Origin of the sequence: Hymenobacter cheonanensis, assembly GCF_030581075.1 — a bacterium.
Taxonomy (GTDB): domain Bacteria; phylum Bacteroidota; class Bacteroidia; order Cytophagales; family Hymenobacteraceae; genus Hymenobacter.
The window spans coordinates 393,821-411,374 of the sequence record NZ_JAUQSW010000002.1; the positions used below are offsets into that span (position 1 = coordinate 393,821).

The following is a 17,554-nucleotide window of genomic DNA, read 5'->3' on the forward strand; positions in this document are numbered from 1 at the left end:
CCCGGCCCCCTCCCCTGCGGGGGAGGGGGAGCCTGACGGAGATGTTAGGTTGGGCGGTTTATGGTTGGAATTAAGCTTGCGTGTTTTTATTTAGGTTGGCCGTAATTGCTTGCAATACCTGGGGCAACTGATTCATTACTTGCTCATTGGCAAAGCGCAGTACTTGATAGCCTCGCTCTTCGAGCGCTTGGGTGCGGCCCCGGTCGTAGTCAGCTTGTTCGGGCTCATTGTGATAGCCGCCATCCAGTTCAATTATCAGCTTATCGGCTAGGCTTACGAAATCGGCGATGTAGCCCTCAATGGCATGCTGGCGACGGAAGGCCACGCCCAGCTTTTGCCCGCGCAATGCCTGCCAAAGCTCGTTTTCGGCTTCCGTAGGCGCTTTACGCATCTGGCGGCTATACTGCTTAAGCGCGTCCCACTTGCCCTTATCGGCTGTAAAAACGTCGTCTTTAACCGAAGTAGTCAGCCCAGCCGGCCGCTGTTGCCGCCGCTCATAGTGCGGCCGTCCCTCCTCCACCAAAAAAGCGTCGTCAGGCTCCCCTTCCCCCGCAGGGGAGGGGGCCGGGGGGTAGGGCTGCAAATACCGCACGATATTCTTAAAGATAGCCAACCCCTCCCCTTCGTCCTTCAGCTCGCCGCGGCGCTTTTTCAGGCCCCAGTCGGGGTGATTGCAGCCGGCCAGGTAAGCCTCTGGGTGCGGCATGAGGCCAAAAATGTGGCCCGTGGGGTCGGTGAGGCCGGCGCAGTTGAGGTCGGCCCCGTTGGGGTTAAGCGGATAGGTGCCGGTTTCGAGGTCGTCGTGGCCGGCGTAGGTCAGGCAGTTGAGGCCGAGTGCCACGATGCGCGCGCGGGTGGCGGCGTCGGGCACTACCAGGCGGCCTTCGCCGTGGCGCACGGGCACTTCCAGCGTAGTCAGGCCGCTCAGGAAGGGCGTTTTGGCCTGCGGGTTCACCACGAGGCGCACCCAGCGGTCTTCGTAGCGGCCCGAGGCGTTGTGCGTCAGCGTCACTTCGGGCTCGAAGTTGCCGCCCAGGTTGGGCAGCAGGCCGAGCTTTACCAGCACCTGAAAGCCGTTGCAGATGCCGAGCACAAACTTGCCGGCGGCCACAAACTCGCGGATATCGCTGAGCAGCGTGCGGCCGGCGGCGCCGGTCTGGCGGTAGCGCAGCTTGTTGGCCAGCACCACGCCCGAGCCCAGGTCGTCGCCGAACGAAAAGCCGCCCGGAAAATTCAGAATATCAAAGTCATGGATGCTCACCCGGCCGTGCAGCACCTCGTTGAGGTGCACGATGGTGGGCGCACCCCCGGCCAGGCGGTAGGCGGCGGCCATTTCCTCTTCGCAGTTGATGCCGAAGCCGGTAAGGATGAGGGCGCGGGGCGCGTTGTTTTCGGATGCTATCATGGATGCTGGCCCTGCTAGGGTACTCGCCATTTGCTATTACTTATTAATGTAGCGCCGCGGCGGCTTCCAGGCCAATGGTTTGGTTTACGGGCCCGTTGGTCCAGGCGGCGCGCAGGGCGTGGGTGGCGGCGCGCAGCAGCTCGCGGCTGCCGTGCTGCACCCGCAGCTGCCCGTCGTCCGTCACGACCCCTAGCCGGGTGGCGCGCTCCTCCAAAATGCTCTCGAAAGCTGTTACGTCCTCCGGTGCCACGCTCACCACAAAGCGCGAGTGTGACTCCGAAAACAGCTGAGCCACTAAAGACAAGCCAGTTTGGGGCAGTTCAACGGCAGCCCCTAGCCCATCGCGGCCGAAGGTGCATTCGGCCAATGCCACGGCCAGGCCGCCATCGCTCAGGTCGTGGCTGCTCTGAATGAGCTGCTGGTCGTTGGCCTCGCCCACCAGGGTATACAGCGCCTTGGCCTTGGCAAAATCAACCTTGGGCACGTTGGCCCCCAGCTCATTATACAGCTGGTAAAACTCCGAGCCGCCCAGCTCGTCATAGGTTTCGCCGAGCAGGTACACCACGTCGCCGGCCTGTTTGAAGTCGGAGGTCACGACCTGGCGCACGTCTTCGACCTTGGCGGTCATGGAGTAGAGCACCGTGGGCGGCACCGAGATTTTCACCCCGTCGGCCTTGAAGTCGTTCTTCATCGAGTCCTTGCCCGAAGTGAGCGGGATGCAGTAGGCGGCGCAGGCGTCGCGCAGGGCCTGGCACATCTGCACCAGCTTGGCGAGCTTCTGCTTGCCGTCGGGGTTGCTGGCGGGGTCGTAGACCGAGTCGGGCACGCAGAAATTGTCGTTTACCGACCAGAAAATCCCGTCGCCCGGCGTGAGGTTGGGCAGCTTGCCGCCCACCGAAATAATTTGCCGCACGGCCTCGTCAAACGAGCCGGCCGACATCTGATAAGCATCCAGGTCGCCCAGGCGGGGCAGGATGCCGTTGCTCACGGCCACGCCCTCCCAGCTCTCGAAGTTGAAGCGCACCACGGCGGCATCCTGCGGGGCCTGGCCGGTGGCGCCCATCAGCGGCTTCACTACGGTGCGGCCCTTTACCTCGTGGTCGTATTGCCGAATCACCGACTCGCGCGAGCAGATATTGAGCGAGCCTAGCAGCTTCAGCAGCACGTCGTTGTAGTCGAGGCCGGCGGGTAGCGCGGGCTCCTGGGCGGCGGGCTTCACGTACTCGGCCAGCAGGGTTTTGCGCGGCACGCCGTTGTGCAGGAAGTCCAGCGAGAGGCCGGCAATCGGCTGGTTGTCAAACAGTACGTCGAGTGAGCCCTCGGCGTTGAAGAAGCCGATATCGGTCAACTCCACCTCCATTTCGCGGCCTAGCGCCAGCAGCTCATCGAGCTTGGCGGGCGCCACGGCCAGCGTGAAACGCTCCTGCGACTCGCTCAGGAAAATCTCCCAGGGCTTGAGGCCGGGATACTTGAGGGGCACTTTCTCCAGCTCCACCACCGCGCCGCCCGAGATAGTGGCTAGCTCACCGATGCTCGACGAGAGGCCGCCCGCGCCGTTGTCGGTGCTGCACCGGATGAGGCCGCGCCGGGTGGCCAGGATGAGGAAGTCCATCGCCAGCTTCTGGGTGATGGGCGAGCCGATTTGCACGGCCGTGGCGGGCGCGGCTTCATCCAGCTCGATGCTGCTGAAGGTGGCGCCGTGAATGCCGTCTTTGCCCACCCGGCCGCCGGCCATGATAATGCGGTCGCCGGGCAGAATGACCTTTTCCCAGCTATCGAGGCCGGCTAGCTGCATGGGCATCACGGCGCCGGTGCCGCAGTACACGAGCGGCTTGCCGGCGTAGCGGTCGTCGAAGACGATGGCGCCGTTCACGGTCGGCACGCCCGATTTATTGCCGCCATCCTCAATGCCCTTGCGCACGCCCTCAAAAATGCGGCGCGGGTGCAGCTGGCCAGTCAGCAATTCCCCGTCGTAATCAGGATTACCAAAGCACAACACATTGGTATTGAACAGCAAGCGGGCGCCGCCGATGCCGGTAGCCAGCGGGTCGCGGTTGTTGCCCAAAATGCCGGTAATGGCCCCGCCGTAGGGGTCGATGGCCGAGGGCGAGTTGTGCGTCTCGACCTTCCACACAAACAGCGACTCGGGGTTGATGCGCACCGCGCCGGCATTGTCCGAAAACACCTTGATGAGCCAGTCGTTGCCGTTGGCGCGCAGCTGCCTATCTACCTCACTGGTAGCGCCTTTAATGAATGTTTTGAACAGCCCGTCAATCTCTTCCTCGGCGCCCGTTTCCAGGTTTTTATACTTGATAACGGCGCTGAACTCCTTGTGCTTGCAGTGCTCCGACCAGGTTTGGGCGATAATTTCCAGCTCGCAGTCCGTGGGGTCGGCCGGCAGGCCTAGCGCTACCCGCTCCTCACGCAGGCTAGCCTGCGCGAAGTGGTCGCGCACGGCCTGCATCTCCGCCAGGTTGAGGGCGTAAACGTTGTCTTTGGATAGCTGCACCAATTGCTCATCGCTGAGGCCGCTGAGCACGATGGTTTCGGTGCGGGCATCGGCGCCGCCGCCGGGGCGCGGCGTGTAGTCGCGGATGCCATCGGCCACGGCCCCTACCTCAAAGCGGTTGATGAGCTTGTTGCCCAGCAGCTCTTCGGCTAGCCGGCGCAGGTCGGCAGCAGGCAGCGCGTTTTCTACGAAGAACAGCCGCTTCGAGAAAATGTGCTGCGTGCGGGTATCGATGGGCTCGTTAAGAAAGTCGCCGAGCGCGTTCTGGGCCGAGGTGCCCTCGTCGTCGGTCACGCCCGGGCCTTTGGCCACCAGGATGTAGCTGTTGAAACCCGCGGGCGCGGCCACCTGGTCGATGGCGGCGGTGTGCAGCACGGGGTCTTGCAGGCAGGCGGCGGCGAAGTCGGCCACTTGCTGGGCGCTCAGGCCGGGGTAGCGCACGGCGTAGAGCGCCGCGCTGCGCACCTGGCCGGTGGCTAGCCCCAGGTGGCGGGCCGCGTCGGCGGCCACGCGCTGGCCGTCGCCGTCGTGGCGGCCGGGTTGGAGGGTAAGGAGGATGGAATGCTGGGTGGTTTCCAAATTGGAGGGGCGACAACTAGCCGCCCGTTAAGTGGAGCAATCGAGCGGCCGCTTGCCGCTGCTAACCTCTAGGCCTGCGTGTCCGGCCGACTGCCGGGCTTTACGGCCGGAATTTTGGCCAGGTGCGCTGGTACCGCATCGGCCGCAAAAACGGCCGCCTGCACCGGCAACAGGGCAAAGTTCGGGAACGGAAGCTGCGCGGCACCATTGGTGCGGTCAATTAAAGAAACCACTGCCAGCACTTCGACCCCCATTTCCTGTAAAACCCGTGCTACTTCGAGGGTGCTTTTGCCAGTCGTAACTACGTCTTCGGCAATAACTACCCTTTCGCCAGGGGTCAGATTGAACCCGCGCCGCAAAACCATTTCGCCGTTCGCATCACGCTCCGTAAAAAGTGACGGCACGCCGAGCTGCCGGGCTAGCTCGTAGCTCACGACTACGCCGCCCATCGCCGGGCCCACCACTGTGTCTGGCTGCAAGCCAGCGTCGCGCAGGCGCTTGGCGAGCACTGCCATGGCCGGCGCGGCTAGCTCAGGCTTACGCAAAAAGCGGGCGCATTGCACATAGGTATCGGAGTGCAGCCCCGACGAGAGCTTAAAATGCCCGCTCAGCAGCGCGCCTTCCTCGCGCAACTGCGCTTCGAGGATGGCAGCGACTTCGGCGGGGGGGAGGTCGGGAGATAGTTGTTTCATGGTATCCATTTAGTTATTCTTCGCCTTCGACTGTGATGTTTATTAACTCACTACCAACGTTCAAGCCTAATAACAGAAAATCATCATCTTCAACAACAAGCAGCAGATAGCTTGCTTGCTCGCCAAACATCTCAACTGTATCTATCTGCTTGATTCGCACAGTTAAGGCTAGCGATGGATTCAACTGAATGCCAGCAAACCAGTTTGGTTCTACTTTGCCTTCTACCAACTGGCCGATGATGTAAAATTCTTTTCTAGCTCTTATTGCAAAGCTGTCAATCGCGTGAAATTTACCTTGCACTTCTAGCATACTTCTTTATGCTGTCACCGTCCGATGCTCATTTATCTCATTCATCAATTCCCGCGCCGCCGTGCCCGCATCCTCGGCTTGCCAAATGCTGCGCGAGGCATTAATCAGCAGCCCGCCGCCATCGGCCAGCAGGCCCGCTTTCAGCACCGCCGCCAGGTCGCCGCCCTGCGCGCCGATGCCGGGCACCAGAAACCACTGGCTAGGGCACAGCTGCCGCAGGCGGCCCAGGGCCGCCGCGTCGGTAGCGCCGGCCACGAGGCCGATGTTGCGGTGCGTAGCGTCGAGGTCGGCTAGCAGCTTAGCGGTGAAATCGCTCACGGGCTCGCCGCTTTGCAACACTGCTTCCTGAATGGGCGACTGATTCGAGGTCTTGGCCAGGGCAAAGACGAACTTGCCCGGCCTGGCGAAGGGCACCACCGCATCGGCGCCCATGTAGGGGTTCACCGTCACGGCGTCGGCCCCGAGCACGTCGTAGGCAAACTGCGCGTAGTGCATGGCCGTGTTGGCGATGTCGCCAAACTTACCGTCCAGGACAACCGGGATGCCGTCGGGCACGCTCCGTATCACCTGGCGCAGCAGCTGCACGCCGTTGGCGCGGCTCAGGAAAAACGCCAGGTTGGGCTTGAAGGCGGCAGCGTAGGGCGCCGTTTCGGCGATGACCTGCGGCAGCCGGCGCGTCACGTCTTCGTCGGAGCCGGTGGGGTCGAGGCCCACGCAAAGCAGTGTATTGGCCTGGGCAACGCGGGTGAGGAGCTTTTGCATACGGTTGCGCGGACGTTGCAGTCCGCAATTGGCTAGGGGGTCGCGGACTGCAAAGCCCACGCAACTTGAAATCAGGCAAAAACAAAAGCGCCCAGCAGGGCCGGGCGCTTCGTAGTCAGCAGTTTATAGTACGTTGTAGTGGCTCACCCGGTCGGCGTTTGGGCAAGCGCTGGATGCACGCACGATGCTAGGAGCGCCGGCCGGGCACAAAAAAACCGCCTCAAGCGAATGGGGCGGCAACCAAAAGAGCGAAGCAAAAAATACAAAAACCGAATCGCAGGACGAATAAAAAACGGCGGCAGCCGCCGGCCGGTCTTTCCGCAAAACGGCTTGTTTGGCCGTTCCGTGCTTCATCCACTGGTGGTTGATTGCGTTCACGGTGCAAAATTACGATGCCCTTTTCAGGTGTAGTATTATCATTTGCAAAAAGCTTTCAGGCCGGATTTTTCAGTTTCACTTTTTGGGGGTTAAGATGGTCAAAAACACGTTTTTCGCTTGTTTTTAGCAGCTGAAAAAAATTGGGCAATTTTCAACTGCTTGCGCATCAGGCAGTAGCTGCCGTAACTTTGGCTGTTTATTCCGCTAATGTGCTGGTAACTTAACCCCTGGCAATTAGCGGCCTGGCAACAAAAAAGCCCGCCGCATCACGCAGATGCGGCGGGCTTTTACGTGGTTAGCGGGCCTATTTAAAGGCCTCGTTGAGCACGGCGGCCAGCCGCACGCCGGCCTGCTGAATGCGCTGCTTCATGAGGTCGGCGTGGGCAGGGTAATAGCGAAAGTCGGGGTTCGGATTTTGGGCCGCCTCAGCGTAGAGCTTGCCCGCTTCCTGGTACGATTCCCAAAGCCACTCGGCGGGGTCGGCGGTAGCTTGCCACTGCTTGCGCTGCGCCTCGGGCAGCACGCTGTACTGCTGGCCCATCTCGGTGTAGGTGAGGCCCTGGTAGTCGAGCAGGCCGCTGTCCCAGAGGCTGTGCAGGTTGGTATCCTTGCCCCGGTAGGTCAGCTTGATGTCGTTGCCGCCCTTGTCTTCGGCGCGGCCGGTGTGCATGGGCTGGTGAATATCGCCCACCAGGTGCACCACAAAGATGAGCGCCTCGGCGCGCTGCTCGCGCGTTTTGGCCGGGTCGCGCATCTCCTTGATTTTGGCTACCAGCATGTTGTAAGCATTGGGGCCCGCCTGGGCTTTCACGGCTTGCAGGTATTGGTCGTGGGCTAGGCCCATTGCCGTGTTCACGTAGTGCCAAGGGGCGGTTTCCTTGTACTCGGGCAGGTAGCGCATCTCATCGGGCTGGGTGCTCACGAGCGTCAGGGTTTGGGTGCCGAGCAAGGCAACCACCTGCTTGCGAGCCTTTTCGGAGAGGTGATGCTCAGCAATGTTGCCGATGGCGCGGTGGCCTTCGGCGCCCCAGGCCCAGAGGCGGAGCGGCAGCGCAGCCAGCAGGGCCAGCGCCAATACGATTTTCTTCATTAAGGCAGCACTAAAAGACCGGCAAGGACACCTTGCCGGTCAGGGGGTTGCAAATATAAGCGGGCTAGCTGGCGCATAGGTGCCAGCCCAAACAACAGCAATTTGCTAAAACTCGACGTGCAGGCGCAGGGCTACTACGTGGATGGGCCCCTTGCGGTCGCGGTTGTAGCCGGGGTTTAGGGCAAGCTGATAATCGGGGGTAATGGCGGCGTGATATTTCGGAAAGTCGATGCTGTAGTACAGCTCCGTAATGAACTCGGGCGCGTAGTTGAGGCGGCCGTCGCCGAGCATGAAGCCGTAGCCGCCGGCGGCCAGGTAGTCGCGGTGGCCGCTCGAAATGCCGTTGACCACGGCGGCCAGGGCCAGGCGGTCGGTGGCGCGGTGCCAGCGGGCGCCGGTGGTGGTGAGGCCCAGGCAGGCGCTCTGGTCTACTTCGGTGAAGGCCCAGGTTTCGTTTTTGCCGTCGTTGTAGCTCAGGCGGCCAAAGGCCCCCAGCTCGCCGCCCAGCTCCTGCTCCACGTTCACGGCAAAGCCGCTTTTGCCGTGGCTAGGCCCGCGCACGCTCTCAATGTTGGGGCGGCCATCTACGTAGGGCGAGCTTAGGGCCTGGTAGTAGTTGCCCATTGCCGCCACGTTGTGGAAGCCCAGCACGCGCACCGTGCCCTGGTGGCCGCGCAGGTGGTAGGTTTTGGTAATCTCTACGGTTTCGCCGTGGGCCTTGGGGTAGCCGTAGTCGAGGGTAGGGCCGTTGGCGTAGGTAGGCAGCAGCGAGGTAGCCGCCCGCACCGCAAAGCCGGGGCTGATGTATTCGAGCACGCCGCCCACGGTGTAGCCGCGCGTGTTGGCCGGGTAGTCCCAGGCGCCGGCGCTCATCAGCGTCCAGTTCATAAACTGGGTGCGCGGGTCGTGCGAGTAGCTGTTCTGGTCGAAGTAGTCGGCCAGGCAAATCTTGCCGGCCGTAATGCTGAAGTAACGCACCGGGCGCGGCCCCCCCAGCTGGTTGAAATCGTCCTCATCGTCTACCACCTCGGAGCCGATGGCGAAGCGCTGCTGCAAGTACAGGCGCGCCAGATACAGCACCGGCTCGGGCGAGCCCACCCGGAAGGTTTCGCCATTGAGGGCGCCGCCCAGGCCCGAGGCGCTGCTGAGGCCGCTGCCGCCCGACACCTCGGGGTTGAGAAAAACGGCCGCGTTTTTCCACAGCCGACGGCCCAGAAAAAGCGTGGTAGTCAGCGACATCTTGGCGCTTTCGCGCGGCTGCAGGCTGAGGCTGTCGGAGTAGGGCGGCGAGAAATCGGCGTGCCACTGCCGGATAATCGTCTGCTGAAAGTGCAGGCTCCAGCCGTGGTAGTCGTTGGGCTGGCCATTATCAAGGTGCACCGGCTGCTGGGCCGAGGCGGCGGCCGGCGGCTTGCCCGGCGTAGCCGAGGCAGGGGGCGTTACGGCACCCTGGCCGTAGGCCGTGCCGGCGAGGGCTAGTAGGCCAGCTACTGCCAGCGCCCGCAAAGGGTAAAAAGTCATCAACCAGAGAAAATAATGGGCACAGGCAATACGCGCCGCAAAGGTAGCCCGGGGCCGGAAAAGGACCAGCTATTCACTTAACCCTCATCCAGCTGGCGGCCTTATAAAAGGGTGCCGTGCAGGAAAGCGTAGGCCACGGTGAAGTAGATGACCAGCCCCGTCACATCGACCAGGGTGGCCACGAAAGGGGCCGACGAAGTAGCCGGGTCGAAGCCCACCTTCTTGAGCAGCAGCGGCAGCATGGAGCCCGCCAGCGAGCCCCAAAGCACGATGCCCACCAGCGCAAAGCCCACCGCCAGGGCCAGCGGCACCCAGTGCGGGCCGTAGTCGCGCAGGTGCAGGCCCTGCCAAAGCGCAATGCGCACGGTGCCCACAATGCCCAGAATGACGCCCAGCGCCAGGCCCGCCAGCAGCTCGCGGCGCATTACCTGCCACCAGCGGCCCACCGTTACCTCGCCCAGGCTCATGGCCCTGATGATGAGCGAGGTGGCCTGCGAGCCCGCATTGCCGCCCGAGCTGATAACCAGCGGCACGAACAAGGCCAGCACCACGGCCTTTTCGATTTCGCCCTCAAAAAAGCCCATGGCCGTGGCCGTAAACATCTCGCCCAAAAAGAGCACCACCAGCCAGCCGGCGCGCTTCTGCACCATTTTCAGCAAAGGAATCTGCAAATACGGCTCGTCAAGGGCCTCGGAGCCGCCGAGCTTTTGCATGTCCTCGGTGTCTTCGCGCTCGCGCAGGGCCAGGATGTCGTCGAGGGTCACGATACCCAGCAGCACGCCGTGGGCGTCGGTGACGGGCAGCGCGATGCGCTGGTGGCGGCGGAAATCGGCCAGGGCCTTTTCCTGGCTCTGCTGGGCGCTGAGGCACACAAAGCGCCGGTCCATGATGTCGCGCACGTGGGCTGTGGCAGGGGCCATCAGAAACTCGCGGATGTGGATATCATCCAGCAAAACACCTTGCTCATCAACCACATACAGCATCGTCACGGTTTCGGCGCTAGCCCCGTGGCGGCGGATGAAGTCAAAAACCTGGGCCATGCTCCAGTCTTCGCGCAGGGCAATGTAGTCGGGCGTCATGAGGCGGCCCACGCTGTCGTGCGGAAAGCCCAGCAGCTCCAAGGTTACGCGGCGCTGCTCGGGGGCTAGCCGCTCGACCTGCGCACGCACAAACGCGGGCGGCAGGCGCTCGAAAAGGTTGGTGCGGTCGTCGGGGGCCATGTGGTTGAGCATGGCCGTGAGCTGCTCGGGGGCTAGCTGGCCCAGCAGCTGGTTTTGGGCGCTCGGCGTGAGGTATTCAAACACCCGCGTGGCCTGGGCCAGCGGCAGCAGCCGGAAAACAACCAGCAGCTCGCCCACCGGCCGGTGGGCAATGAGGTGGGCCAGGTCGGGCGCGGCCAGGGTAGGCAGCAGGTGTTTCAGGCCCCGGAAGTCGCGGTGCGCCAGTAGCTCCTGGAGCTTTTCGGTGGTGGTGAGGGTATGGGCAGGAGCCATAAGAGCGGGCAAAATCGAGATTTTGCCCGCTCTTACGTAGCCTTGCCGCCAAGCGATGTATCTAGCAGGCAATCAGCCCTTAACTCACCAAATCTTCACCCGCGCCGAGTCCGGAATGTAGAGCTTCTGGCCGGGCTTCACGCCAAAGGCGTCGTAGAAAGCGGGCACGTCGGCCATCGGGCCGTTCACACGGTACTGGGCCGGCGAGTGCACATCGGTGAGCAGCTGCGAGGCCAGGGCCTCGTCGCGCACGTGCATCTGCCAGCCCAGCGCGTAGCCCAGGAAGTAGCGCTGCACGGGCGTGAGGCCGGCCACTTTCTTGCCTTCCTTGTACTCCTTGGTTTTCTTGAAGGCATCGAGGCCGATGACGATGCCACCGAGGTCGGCAATGTTTTCGCCGGCCGTGGCCTTGCCGTTGATGTGCATCGAGTCGAGCAGCGTGTAGTGGTTGAACTGCTTGACAATCACATTTACGCGCTGGTTGAAGCGCTTGCGGTCGTCCTTGCTCCACCACTCGTGCAGGTTGCCGTGGGCGTCGTACTGGCTGCCCTCGTCGTCGAAACCGTGGGTCAGCTCGTGGCCAATGGTGCTGGCCCCGGCGTAGCCGTACACGAGGGCGTCGTCGGCATCGGCATCGAGCAAGGTCGGGATGGCGAAGGCGGCGGCGGGCAGCACAATCTCGTTATTCGAGCCGTTGTAGTAGGCGTTGTAGGTCTGGGGCGTCATGCCCCACTCGGTGCGGTCGACGGGCTTGCCCAGCTTGTTGAGCTGGTAGTTGTACTGCCAGGTGTTGGCGCGCATCACGTTGGCGGCCAGCGAGCTGCGGTCGATGGTCAGGCTCGCATAGTCCTTCCACTTATTCGGGTAGCCAACTTTGGGGTTGATTTTGTGGAGCTTGTCCAGGGCCACCACTTTGGTGGGCGCGCTCATCCAGTCCACGTTTTTGATGTGCTCGGCAAACGACGATACCACGTTTTTCACCAAGGTATCGTAGCGGGCCTTGGCTTCGGGCTTGAAGTATTCTTTCACAAAAAGCTGGCCTAGCGCATCGCCCAGGGCGTCTTCTTCCATGTCGAGCACGCGCTTCCAGCGGGGGCGCATGGCCTTGGCGCCGCGCAGCGTGGTGCCGTAGAAGTGGAAATTCTCATCCACGAACGGCTGGCTGAGCGTGGCGGCGTACTCGCGCGCCAGCTGCCAACTGAGGTAGGCCTTCCAATCGTCTACCGCCTTGGTTTTCAAGAGCTGGCCCACCGTCTGGTAGAACTCGGGCTGGCCCACAATTACCGTATCAACTTTGGCTAGCCCCATTTGGCCGAACCACGATTTCCAGTCGACGCCGGGCGTCAGCTTGTCGAGCTGGGCCACGGTCATTTTGTTGTAGTTTTTGTAGGGGTCGCGCAGGGCTTCGAGCTTGCGCGACGACTTGGCCAGGCTGGTTTCGAGCGCCATCACGCGGGCGGCGTTGGCGTTGGCCGTGGTCGAGTCCTGGCCGAGCAGCTTAAACGTGTTGGCCACGTGGCGCAGGTAGGCGCGGCGAATGTTCTTGGTGCGGGTGTCGGTGTTGAAGTAGTAGTCGCGGTTGGGCAAACCCAGGCCGCTCTGGTGCAGGTACAGCGCCATCTTATCGCTGTTCTTATCGTCCTGGCTCACGCGCGGGCCGATGAGGGCGCGCACCCCCAGCTTGATTTCCTGGGCGATGACGCCCGGCACGTCGGCCGGCGCTTTGATGGCCGCGATGCGGTCGAGTTCGGGCTTGAGGGGCGCCACGCCCAGCTTATTAGCCTTTACCGAATCGATACCCACGGCCCAGAAGTCGCCGATTTTCTGCTGGTTGCTACCGGCAGCGGCGTTGGCCTTGGCAGCCTCCACGCTGGTTTCGCGCAGGCGGTTGTACACTTCTTTCTGCACCTCGATACCGATGCCCGAGTTGCTTTCGGACGCCGGAATGGGGTGGTTTTTAATCCAGGTGCCGTTGGCGTAGCTGAAAAAATCGTTGCCCGGCGCCACGGTGGTGTCGAGGGCGGCGCGCAGCAAATCGGGCTGCTTGCCCGAGGCCGACGAGGTGGAAGACGAGTTGCAGGCCGTAGCCAGGGCGGCCAGCAGCGGCAGCGCCAACAGGTTTTTGTTCATTGCGAAAAAAGATAGAGCTTAGCCAGAAGCACCGCAATAGTAGCGCCGGCCGGGGCACAGTAGCTAACGGTCGGTGCTTTGCGTAGGACGGTTGCACCGCTTCGCCCCACTTTTGCCCGCATGACGCTTCCGCAGCTGCTTCTCCTCAATTTTGCCCTGGCGGCCTACCTTACCGGCGTTGTCTGGGTGGTGCAGCTGGTCACGTACCCGGCGCTGATGCGGGTGGGCAAGCCCGAATTTGGCCGCTACCACACCGCCCACACGCGGGGCATGGGCTGGGCCGTGGGCGCGCCCATGGTGGCCGAGCTGGCCCTGGCCGGCTGGCTGGCCTGGGCGGCCTACCCTGGCTGGGGCGCGGGTGCGGCGCTAGGGCAGCTGGCACTGGTAGTGGTGGTGTGGCTGGCCACGTTTTTTATCGCCGTGCCGTTTCACAATCGGCTGGCGGCCGGCGGCTACAATTACGTGGCGCTCGACGGCCTGGTGCGCACCAACTGGCTGCGCACGCTGGCCTGGACGGCCCGCGCGGCGCTGCTGGGCTGGTGGCTGTGGCAGCTATCCGCCGAATACCTGCCCGCGCTGCCCAACATTCGGGCCGTCGCGCCGTAACTTGCGGCCTAAAATCCGGCTTATCTCATGATGATGAAACGTTTCCTGCCCGCGCTGCTAGCCTCAGCGGCCCTCACGCTGACCCTGGCCGCTTGCAGCTCGCCCGACGGCAACCCCACCTCGACCGAAGACGACGTAGCCACGACGGCCCTGCCGCCCATTCCGGCCGCCGTAGACACTACCGGTGGCAAAAAAGCCCCCGCCCCGGCCGCCAACAGCCCCATGCGCGAGCTAACGGCCCCCAACGCCGTGGAAGACATCAAGAAGATGCAGCCGCAGATGTAACCCGCAGGTTTGTATTGCCTTACCTGATTTTCCAGATTCAGCCGACCGCCTTTTAACAGTAGCGAAAGCCTGCGTTTCTAAGCTGCAAAGCAGCTCCGAAACGCAGGCTTTCGCATAGCTGAGCTTTCGTTTTTCTGATGACAACTTCCCCTGTTTTGCGCCGCGGCCAGGAGGCCGACCTGCCCCGCGTGCTAGCCCTCATTCAGGAGCTGGCGGTGTATGAGCGCGAGCCCGACGCCGTGACCAACACCCTGGACATGATGCGCCACGACGGCTTCGGGCCGGCGCCGATTTTTGGCTTCTTCGTGCTCGAAAGCGCGGGCGACCTCATCGGGCTGGCCCTGTTTTACACGGCCTACTCGACCTGGAAGGGCCGGATGCTGTACCTCGAAGACCTGGTAGTGACGGAGGCGGCCCGGCGCGGCGGCTACGGCCGCCTGCTCTTCGATGCCGTGGTGGCCGAGGCCCGGCGCACCGGTGCCCAGCGCATGAAGTGGCAGGTGCTCGACTGGAACGAGCCGGCCATTGCCTTCTATAAAAAGCTAGGGGCCAACATCGAAGGCGAGTGGCTGAACGGCAACCTTAGCGCCGATGACCTGCGCGCGTATCAGTTTGCCGGGGGAGATAAATAACAGATAGTACGCAGTATAACGGCCGTCATGCCGGGCTGGCCGAAGCGTCTTGCCTATATCATTGGGTTTGTGCCCTGACGATTCGGACAAGATGCTTCGGCCAGCCCGGCATGACGGCCGTTACTTTAACGTATCTACTTATAATACTAGCTATCAGCCTGCTAAAGCCTTACCACCCGCAGGCTGCTGCTACCCTGGTCGGTGGTGAGGCGCAGGATGTAAAAGCCGGGGCGAAAGCCCGTTACGTCGAGGGTAAGCACGTTGAGGCCAGCCTGCACGGCCAGGCGCTGGCCCCTGATGTAGCGGCCCAGCTCATCGTAGAAGCGCAGCACGAGGTCGCCGCTGGCGGCCACCGGATAAACTAGCTGCAACTGGTTGCCAGCCACCGGATTGGGGAAAACCGACGCGGCGGCGGCGGCATCGGTGGTGAGCGGCAGCGGGGCGGCGTAGTCGGTGGTGCCGTCGGGGCGGCGCAGGCCCAGGCGGTAATAGTGCAGGCCACCCAGCGGGCGCGGGTCGGCGAGCACGTACTGGCCGCTGGCTACGCCGGCCGGGGTGGTGGCCACGGCCTGCCAGCCCCCGCCGGCCGTGGTAGTGTCAATGCCCGCGCTGCGCTCCAGCACAAAGCCATTGAGAAAACACTCGGCGCGGGTGCTGAAGGAGAGCGTGGGCAGCGTGCTTACTACGCTGGCTACCAGGGCCGTGAGCGGCGCGGGCAGCATGGCCGGCCCGCCGCAGCCCCGGCTGCGGAAGCTGCGGGTGCGCAGCACCAGGCGCCCGCCCGCCACGTCGGAGGCGGGGCTGAGGGTGCGCAGGTTGGCTGCTGGCGCCACGCCGTAGTGCATAATGGCGCCGGGCCGGATGAGGTGCGCGAGCTGCTGGGCGTGGCCTAGCTCGTGCACGGCCACCGACTCAAAATCGTATTGCCCCGCCCCGGCCAGCCCCGGCCCAAACTGAAACGGCAGGCTGGTGGCAAACTGCTGGTCGATTTCGGACACGTAGAAAACAACTTCCCGCTGGGCATTATAACACCCTAAGTAATAAGACGTAGTGCGCCCCAGCACCCGGGCCGGCAGCGTGCCATCGTCGAAAGCCACCACGTTGGTATTATCCGAGGCAATGGCGTTGCCAGTGGCCGTAGCCCCTACTTCCCAGTTGATGCCGGTGGCGCAGCGCCACTGCGCCAGCCCGCGCTGCCAGGCGGCCCCCGCCGCCGCATTGGCCGCGAAGCTGGGGCTGAAGCGGAACGTGAGGCCGCCCGTGGCATTGGTGGCCACGTGGTTGGGGCGGTCGGCAAAGGCGCCGGTGGCATCATCGATGTTGCTGAGGGCGTAGACGATAGTGAGCGCGGCGGCCGAGGTAGCGCTGCTGCCATCGGCGGTGGTGACGCCCACCGTGCCGGTGCCGGCGGGGTGGCCACTGGTAGCCAGCGAAGGCACGCGCACCTGAATCTGGGTGTCGCTCCAGCTGAGGTAATCGCGCGCCAGGGCCCGGGTGGTGGTGGCGCCCCCGTCGTCGGCATTGCGAAAATCGACGCCCCCGCTGCCCCGGCTAGCCCCAAAGCCGCTGCCCTGGATGGTGAGCACCGCGCCGGTACCGGCCGTGGTTTGCGCGGGGCTGAAAGCGGTAATAACCGGCGCCAGCACTTGCAGCGTAGAGCGGGTAGTGGCCGCTGGCAGGCCGGCGGCGCGCCTGGCGGCCGCTTGCAGGCGCGGGTTGGCGCGCAGCTCCTGCGGCGGCCGGCCGCTGAGCCGGGAGGTTTGCTGGCTAGCCTCGGCCCAGGTGGCGTAGGGGCGGGCCGGCTCGGCGGCCGTGCCCTGGGCCAGGTCGTAGGTAATGACGCCTTGGCTCGACGCGTAGGCGGCGTAGGCCGGGGCCACGCCCGCCCACGGCGTGCGCACCAGAAAGAAAATGCCCTGCTGGCCCACCGGCAGCGGGCGCAGGGTGTTGGTAAGCTCCTGGCGAGCCAAGCCCACTTGGCCGCCCTCTACCACCAGCGGCACCGCCGCCGTGTCGGGCAGCGTGCCCTTCAGTACCCGGAATACCCGCAGCCGCTGCCGCGTAAAAATGTGGGTGTGGCTGGCATCCCACTCGCCGTGGGCATCCAGCACTTCGGCCTCCACAATGAGGCTAGCGGCCTGCACCCGCTCGGCGGCGGGCAGCGGCAGCAGCAGGCACGGCAGGGGGGCCTGCTGAGCCACCACCCGGCTAGCCGCTACCGCCAGAGCCAGCCCGAGCAGCCAGCTTCGCAAATGAGTAAAAAAGCGCATGGGCGAATGTACCGCCGCCTGCCCTACCAACCGGCAGGCCAGGCGCCAAAACTTCGGCACGCTTTGTGAAAAAGCCATGAGCCATTACGCGCCAGTTACGTACTACCACGCGGCTTCCCACCCGGCCCGCAGGCCCAGCCGCTTTTCTGCTCTGTTTTTCTTATGCATCGCTTCTCTCCTCTCCTGCTTGGCCTGCTAGCGGTCAGCACAGTTCCCTGCTTCAGCCAGGCGGCCCCGCCCGCGGCCACCACCGCCCGCCCCTGCGGCACTTTTAATGGCCGGGTAATGGCTGGCGAAAAGCCGCTGGCCGGCACCAGCATTTTTGTCAAGGGCACCAGCATCATCCTCATTACCAACGAGGAAGGCTTCTTTACGCTGCCGGCTTCGGTGGTTAATTTTCCCACGCTGGCGGTAAGCGCGGCTGGCTACGCCCCACAGGAATTTACTTATACCACCTGCACCCCGGTAACCCTGGAAATGCAGCTGCTACCGGGCACCCGCATCAAGCAGCACGGCAAGCGCAAGGGCTTTATCATGAAAACCGGCTCGTAGTGGCGCCCGGTTTGCCGCCTCCGGCCGGGGCTTTTGTGGTGCGCAGCAGCTTGCGGGTGCCGGGCCTGGGCTTGCTGCTGCTACCGGCCTCGCCCGTGCCAGGGTGGCTGGCCGCGCCCGACCTGCACACGGCCGTGCAGGTGCGGCTACATAGCCCCGGCCAGCCCGCGCTGCTGCTGCCCGCTACCATCGAAGAGCTGGGCCACGACGGGCAGCCGCCTACTCGTGCCCTGCTGCTCGATGCCGACCCGGGCACGCCCCCCGCCGGCGCCTGGCTGGTGCTTGTGCAGGTAGTGCCTTCAGAACTGTTTTAATGCTGCTAGCTAGTGCGCACCGGAGT

General features: G+C 63.6%; 15 protein-coding genes. 5 read left to right on the forward strand and 10 right to left on the reverse strand.

Going from position 1 to position 17,554, the window contains the following annotated elements; translation table 11 throughout:
- Positions 1-70: 70 nt before the first annotated feature.
- The 9 genes from Q5H89_RS05280 to Q5H89_RS05320 all read right to left on the reverse strand — a co-directional run bounded on the left by Q5H89_RS05280 (position 71) and on the right by Q5H89_RS05320 (position 12,869).
- Positions 71-1,405 carry a phosphoribosylformylglycinamidine synthase subunit PurQ gene (locus tag Q5H89_RS05280; protein WP_305018255.1) on the reverse strand — a complete coding sequence of 445 codons (1,335 nt, stop codon included), beginning with the start codon at positions 1,403-1,405 and terminating at the stop codon, positions 71-73.
- A gap of 43 nt (positions 1,406-1,448) precedes the next feature.
- A complete protein-coding gene (locus Q5H89_RS05285; protein WP_305018256.1) occupies positions 1,449-4,493 on the reverse strand; it encodes a phosphoribosylformylglycinamidine synthase subunit PurL in 3,045 nt (1,014 codons plus the stop codon).
- Between the two features lie 68 nt (positions 4,494-4,561).
- On the reverse strand, positions 4,562-5,185 hold the full coding sequence (gene pyrE, locus Q5H89_RS05290; protein ID WP_305018257.1) for an orotate phosphoribosyltransferase: 624 nt from the start codon (positions 5,183-5,185) through the stop codon (positions 4,562-4,564).
- Between the two features lie 13 nt (positions 5,186-5,198).
- Positions 5,199-5,495 carry a hypothetical protein gene (locus Q5H89_RS05295; protein WP_305018258.1) on the reverse strand — a complete coding sequence of 99 codons (297 nt, stop codon included), beginning with the start codon at positions 5,493-5,495 and terminating at the stop codon, positions 5,199-5,201.
- A gap of 6 nt (positions 5,496-5,501) precedes the next feature.
- Positions 5,502-6,257, reverse strand: a complete 756-nt coding sequence (gene pyrF, locus Q5H89_RS05300; protein ID WP_305018259.1) for an orotidine-5'-phosphate decarboxylase — start codon at positions 6,255-6,257, stop codon at positions 5,502-5,504.
- A gap of 682 nt (positions 6,258-6,939) precedes the next feature.
- Entirely contained in the window at positions 6,940-7,725 is a 786-nt protein-coding gene (locus Q5H89_RS05305) for a S1/P1 nuclease (protein WP_305018260.1), read from the reverse strand.
- A gap of 105 nt (positions 7,726-7,830) precedes the next feature.
- A complete protein-coding gene (locus Q5H89_RS05310) occupies positions 7,831-9,246 on the reverse strand; it encodes a carbohydrate porin (RefSeq protein ID WP_305018261.1) in 1,416 nt (471 codons plus the stop codon).
- Positions 9,247-9,347: 101 nt separating this feature from the next.
- The gene (gene mgtE, locus Q5H89_RS05315) at positions 9,348-10,739 is read right to left on the reverse strand and encodes a magnesium transporter (protein WP_305018262.1); all 1,392 of its coding nucleotides are present in this window, start codon (positions 10,737-10,739) and stop codon (positions 9,348-9,350) included.
- 84 nt (positions 10,740-10,823) lie between these two features.
- The gene (locus tag Q5H89_RS05320) at positions 10,824-12,869 is read right to left on the reverse strand and encodes a M13 family metallopeptidase (protein ID WP_305018263.1); all 2,046 of its coding nucleotides are present in this window, start codon (positions 12,867-12,869) and stop codon (positions 10,824-10,826) included.
- A gap of 120 nt (positions 12,870-12,989) precedes the next feature.
- On the opposite strand from Q5H89_RS05320, the gene Q5H89_RS05325 reads away from it, so the two are divergent.
- The 3 genes from Q5H89_RS05325 (at position 12,990) to Q5H89_RS05335 (ending at position 14,392) form a co-directional block, all read left to right on the forward strand.
- Complete coding sequence (locus Q5H89_RS05325; protein WP_305018264.1) at positions 12,990-13,475, forward strand: hypothetical protein; 486 nt, start codon at positions 12,990-12,992, stop codon at positions 13,473-13,475.
- Between the two features lie 33 nt (positions 13,476-13,508).
- Positions 13,509-13,760 carry a hypothetical protein gene (locus tag Q5H89_RS05330; RefSeq protein WP_305018265.1) on the forward strand — a complete coding sequence of 84 codons (252 nt, stop codon included), beginning with the start codon at positions 13,509-13,511 and terminating at the stop codon, positions 13,758-13,760.
- Positions 13,761-13,897: 137 nt separating this feature from the next.
- On the forward strand, positions 13,898-14,392 hold the full coding sequence (locus Q5H89_RS05335) for a GNAT family N-acetyltransferase (protein WP_305018266.1): 495 nt from the start codon (positions 13,898-13,900) through the stop codon (positions 14,390-14,392).
- Between the two features lie 161 nt (positions 14,393-14,553).
- Here Q5H89_RS05335 and Q5H89_RS05340 read toward each other — a convergent pair whose 3' ends face one another.
- Positions 14,554-16,662, reverse strand: coding sequence for a T9SS type A sorting domain-containing protein (locus Q5H89_RS05340; protein WP_305018267.1), 2,109 nt, complete (start codon positions 16,660-16,662; stop codon positions 14,554-14,556).
- 162 nt (positions 16,663-16,824) lie between these two features.
- On the opposite strand from Q5H89_RS05340, the gene Q5H89_RS05345 reads away from it, so the two are divergent.
- On the forward strand, positions 16,825-17,214 hold the full coding sequence (locus tag Q5H89_RS05345) for a carboxypeptidase-like regulatory domain-containing protein (protein ID WP_305018268.1): 390 nt from the start codon (positions 16,825-16,827) through the stop codon (positions 17,212-17,214).
- Positions 17,215-17,225: 11 nt separating this feature from the next.
- On the forward strand, positions 17,226-17,528 hold the full coding sequence (locus tag Q5H89_RS05350; RefSeq protein ID WP_305018269.1) for a hypothetical protein: 303 nt from the start codon (positions 17,226-17,228) through the stop codon (positions 17,526-17,528).
- Positions 17,529-17,554: the final 26 nt, after the last annotated feature.

Bases quoted from the DNA above. Each gene is read 5' to 3' on its own strand.
- Q5H89_RS05280 (WP_305018255.1), bottom strand. From the start codon at position 1,405: ATGATAGCATCCGAAAACAACGCGCCCCGCGCCCTCATCCTTACCGGC.
- pyrE (WP_305018257.1), bottom strand. From the start codon at position 5,185: ATGAAACAACTATCTCCCGACCTCCCCCCCGCCGAAGTCGCTGCCATC.
- Q5H89_RS05295 (WP_305018258.1), bottom strand. From the start codon at position 5,495: ATGCTAGAAGTGCAAGGTAAATTTCACGCGATTGACAGCTTTGCAATA.
- pyrF (WP_305018259.1), bottom strand. From the start codon at position 6,257: ATGCAAAAGCTCCTCACCCGCGTTGCCCAGGCCAATACACTGCTTTGC.
- Q5H89_RS05305 (WP_305018260.1), bottom strand. From the start codon at position 7,725: ATGAAGAAAATCGTATTGGCGCTGGCCCTGCTGGCTGCGCTGCCGCTC.
- Q5H89_RS05310 (WP_305018261.1), bottom strand. From the start codon at position 9,246: ATGACTTTTTACCCTTTGCGGGCGCTGGCAGTAGCTGGCCTACTAGCC.
- mgtE (WP_305018262.1), bottom strand. From the start codon at position 10,739: ATGGCTCCTGCCCATACCCTCACCACCACCGAAAAGCTCCAGGAGCTA.
- Q5H89_RS05320 (WP_305018263.1), bottom strand. From the start codon at position 12,869: ATGAACAAAAACCTGTTGGCGCTGCCGCTGCTGGCCGCCCTGGCTACG.
- Q5H89_RS05325 (WP_305018264.1), top strand. From the start codon at position 12,990: ATGACGCTTCCGCAGCTGCTTCTCCTCAATTTTGCCCTGGCGGCCTAC.
- Q5H89_RS05330 (WP_305018265.1), top strand. From the start codon at position 13,509: ATGAAACGTTTCCTGCCCGCGCTGCTAGCCTCAGCGGCCCTCACGCTG.
- Q5H89_RS05335 (WP_305018266.1), top strand. From the start codon at position 13,898: ATGACAACTTCCCCTGTTTTGCGCCGCGGCCAGGAGGCCGACCTGCCC.
- Q5H89_RS05340 (WP_305018267.1), bottom strand. From the start codon at position 16,662: ATGCGCTTTTTTACTCATTTGCGAAGCTGGCTGCTCGGGCTGGCTCTG.
- Q5H89_RS05345 (WP_305018268.1), top strand. From the start codon at position 16,825: ATGCATCGCTTCTCTCCTCTCCTGCTTGGCCTGCTAGCGGTCAGCACA.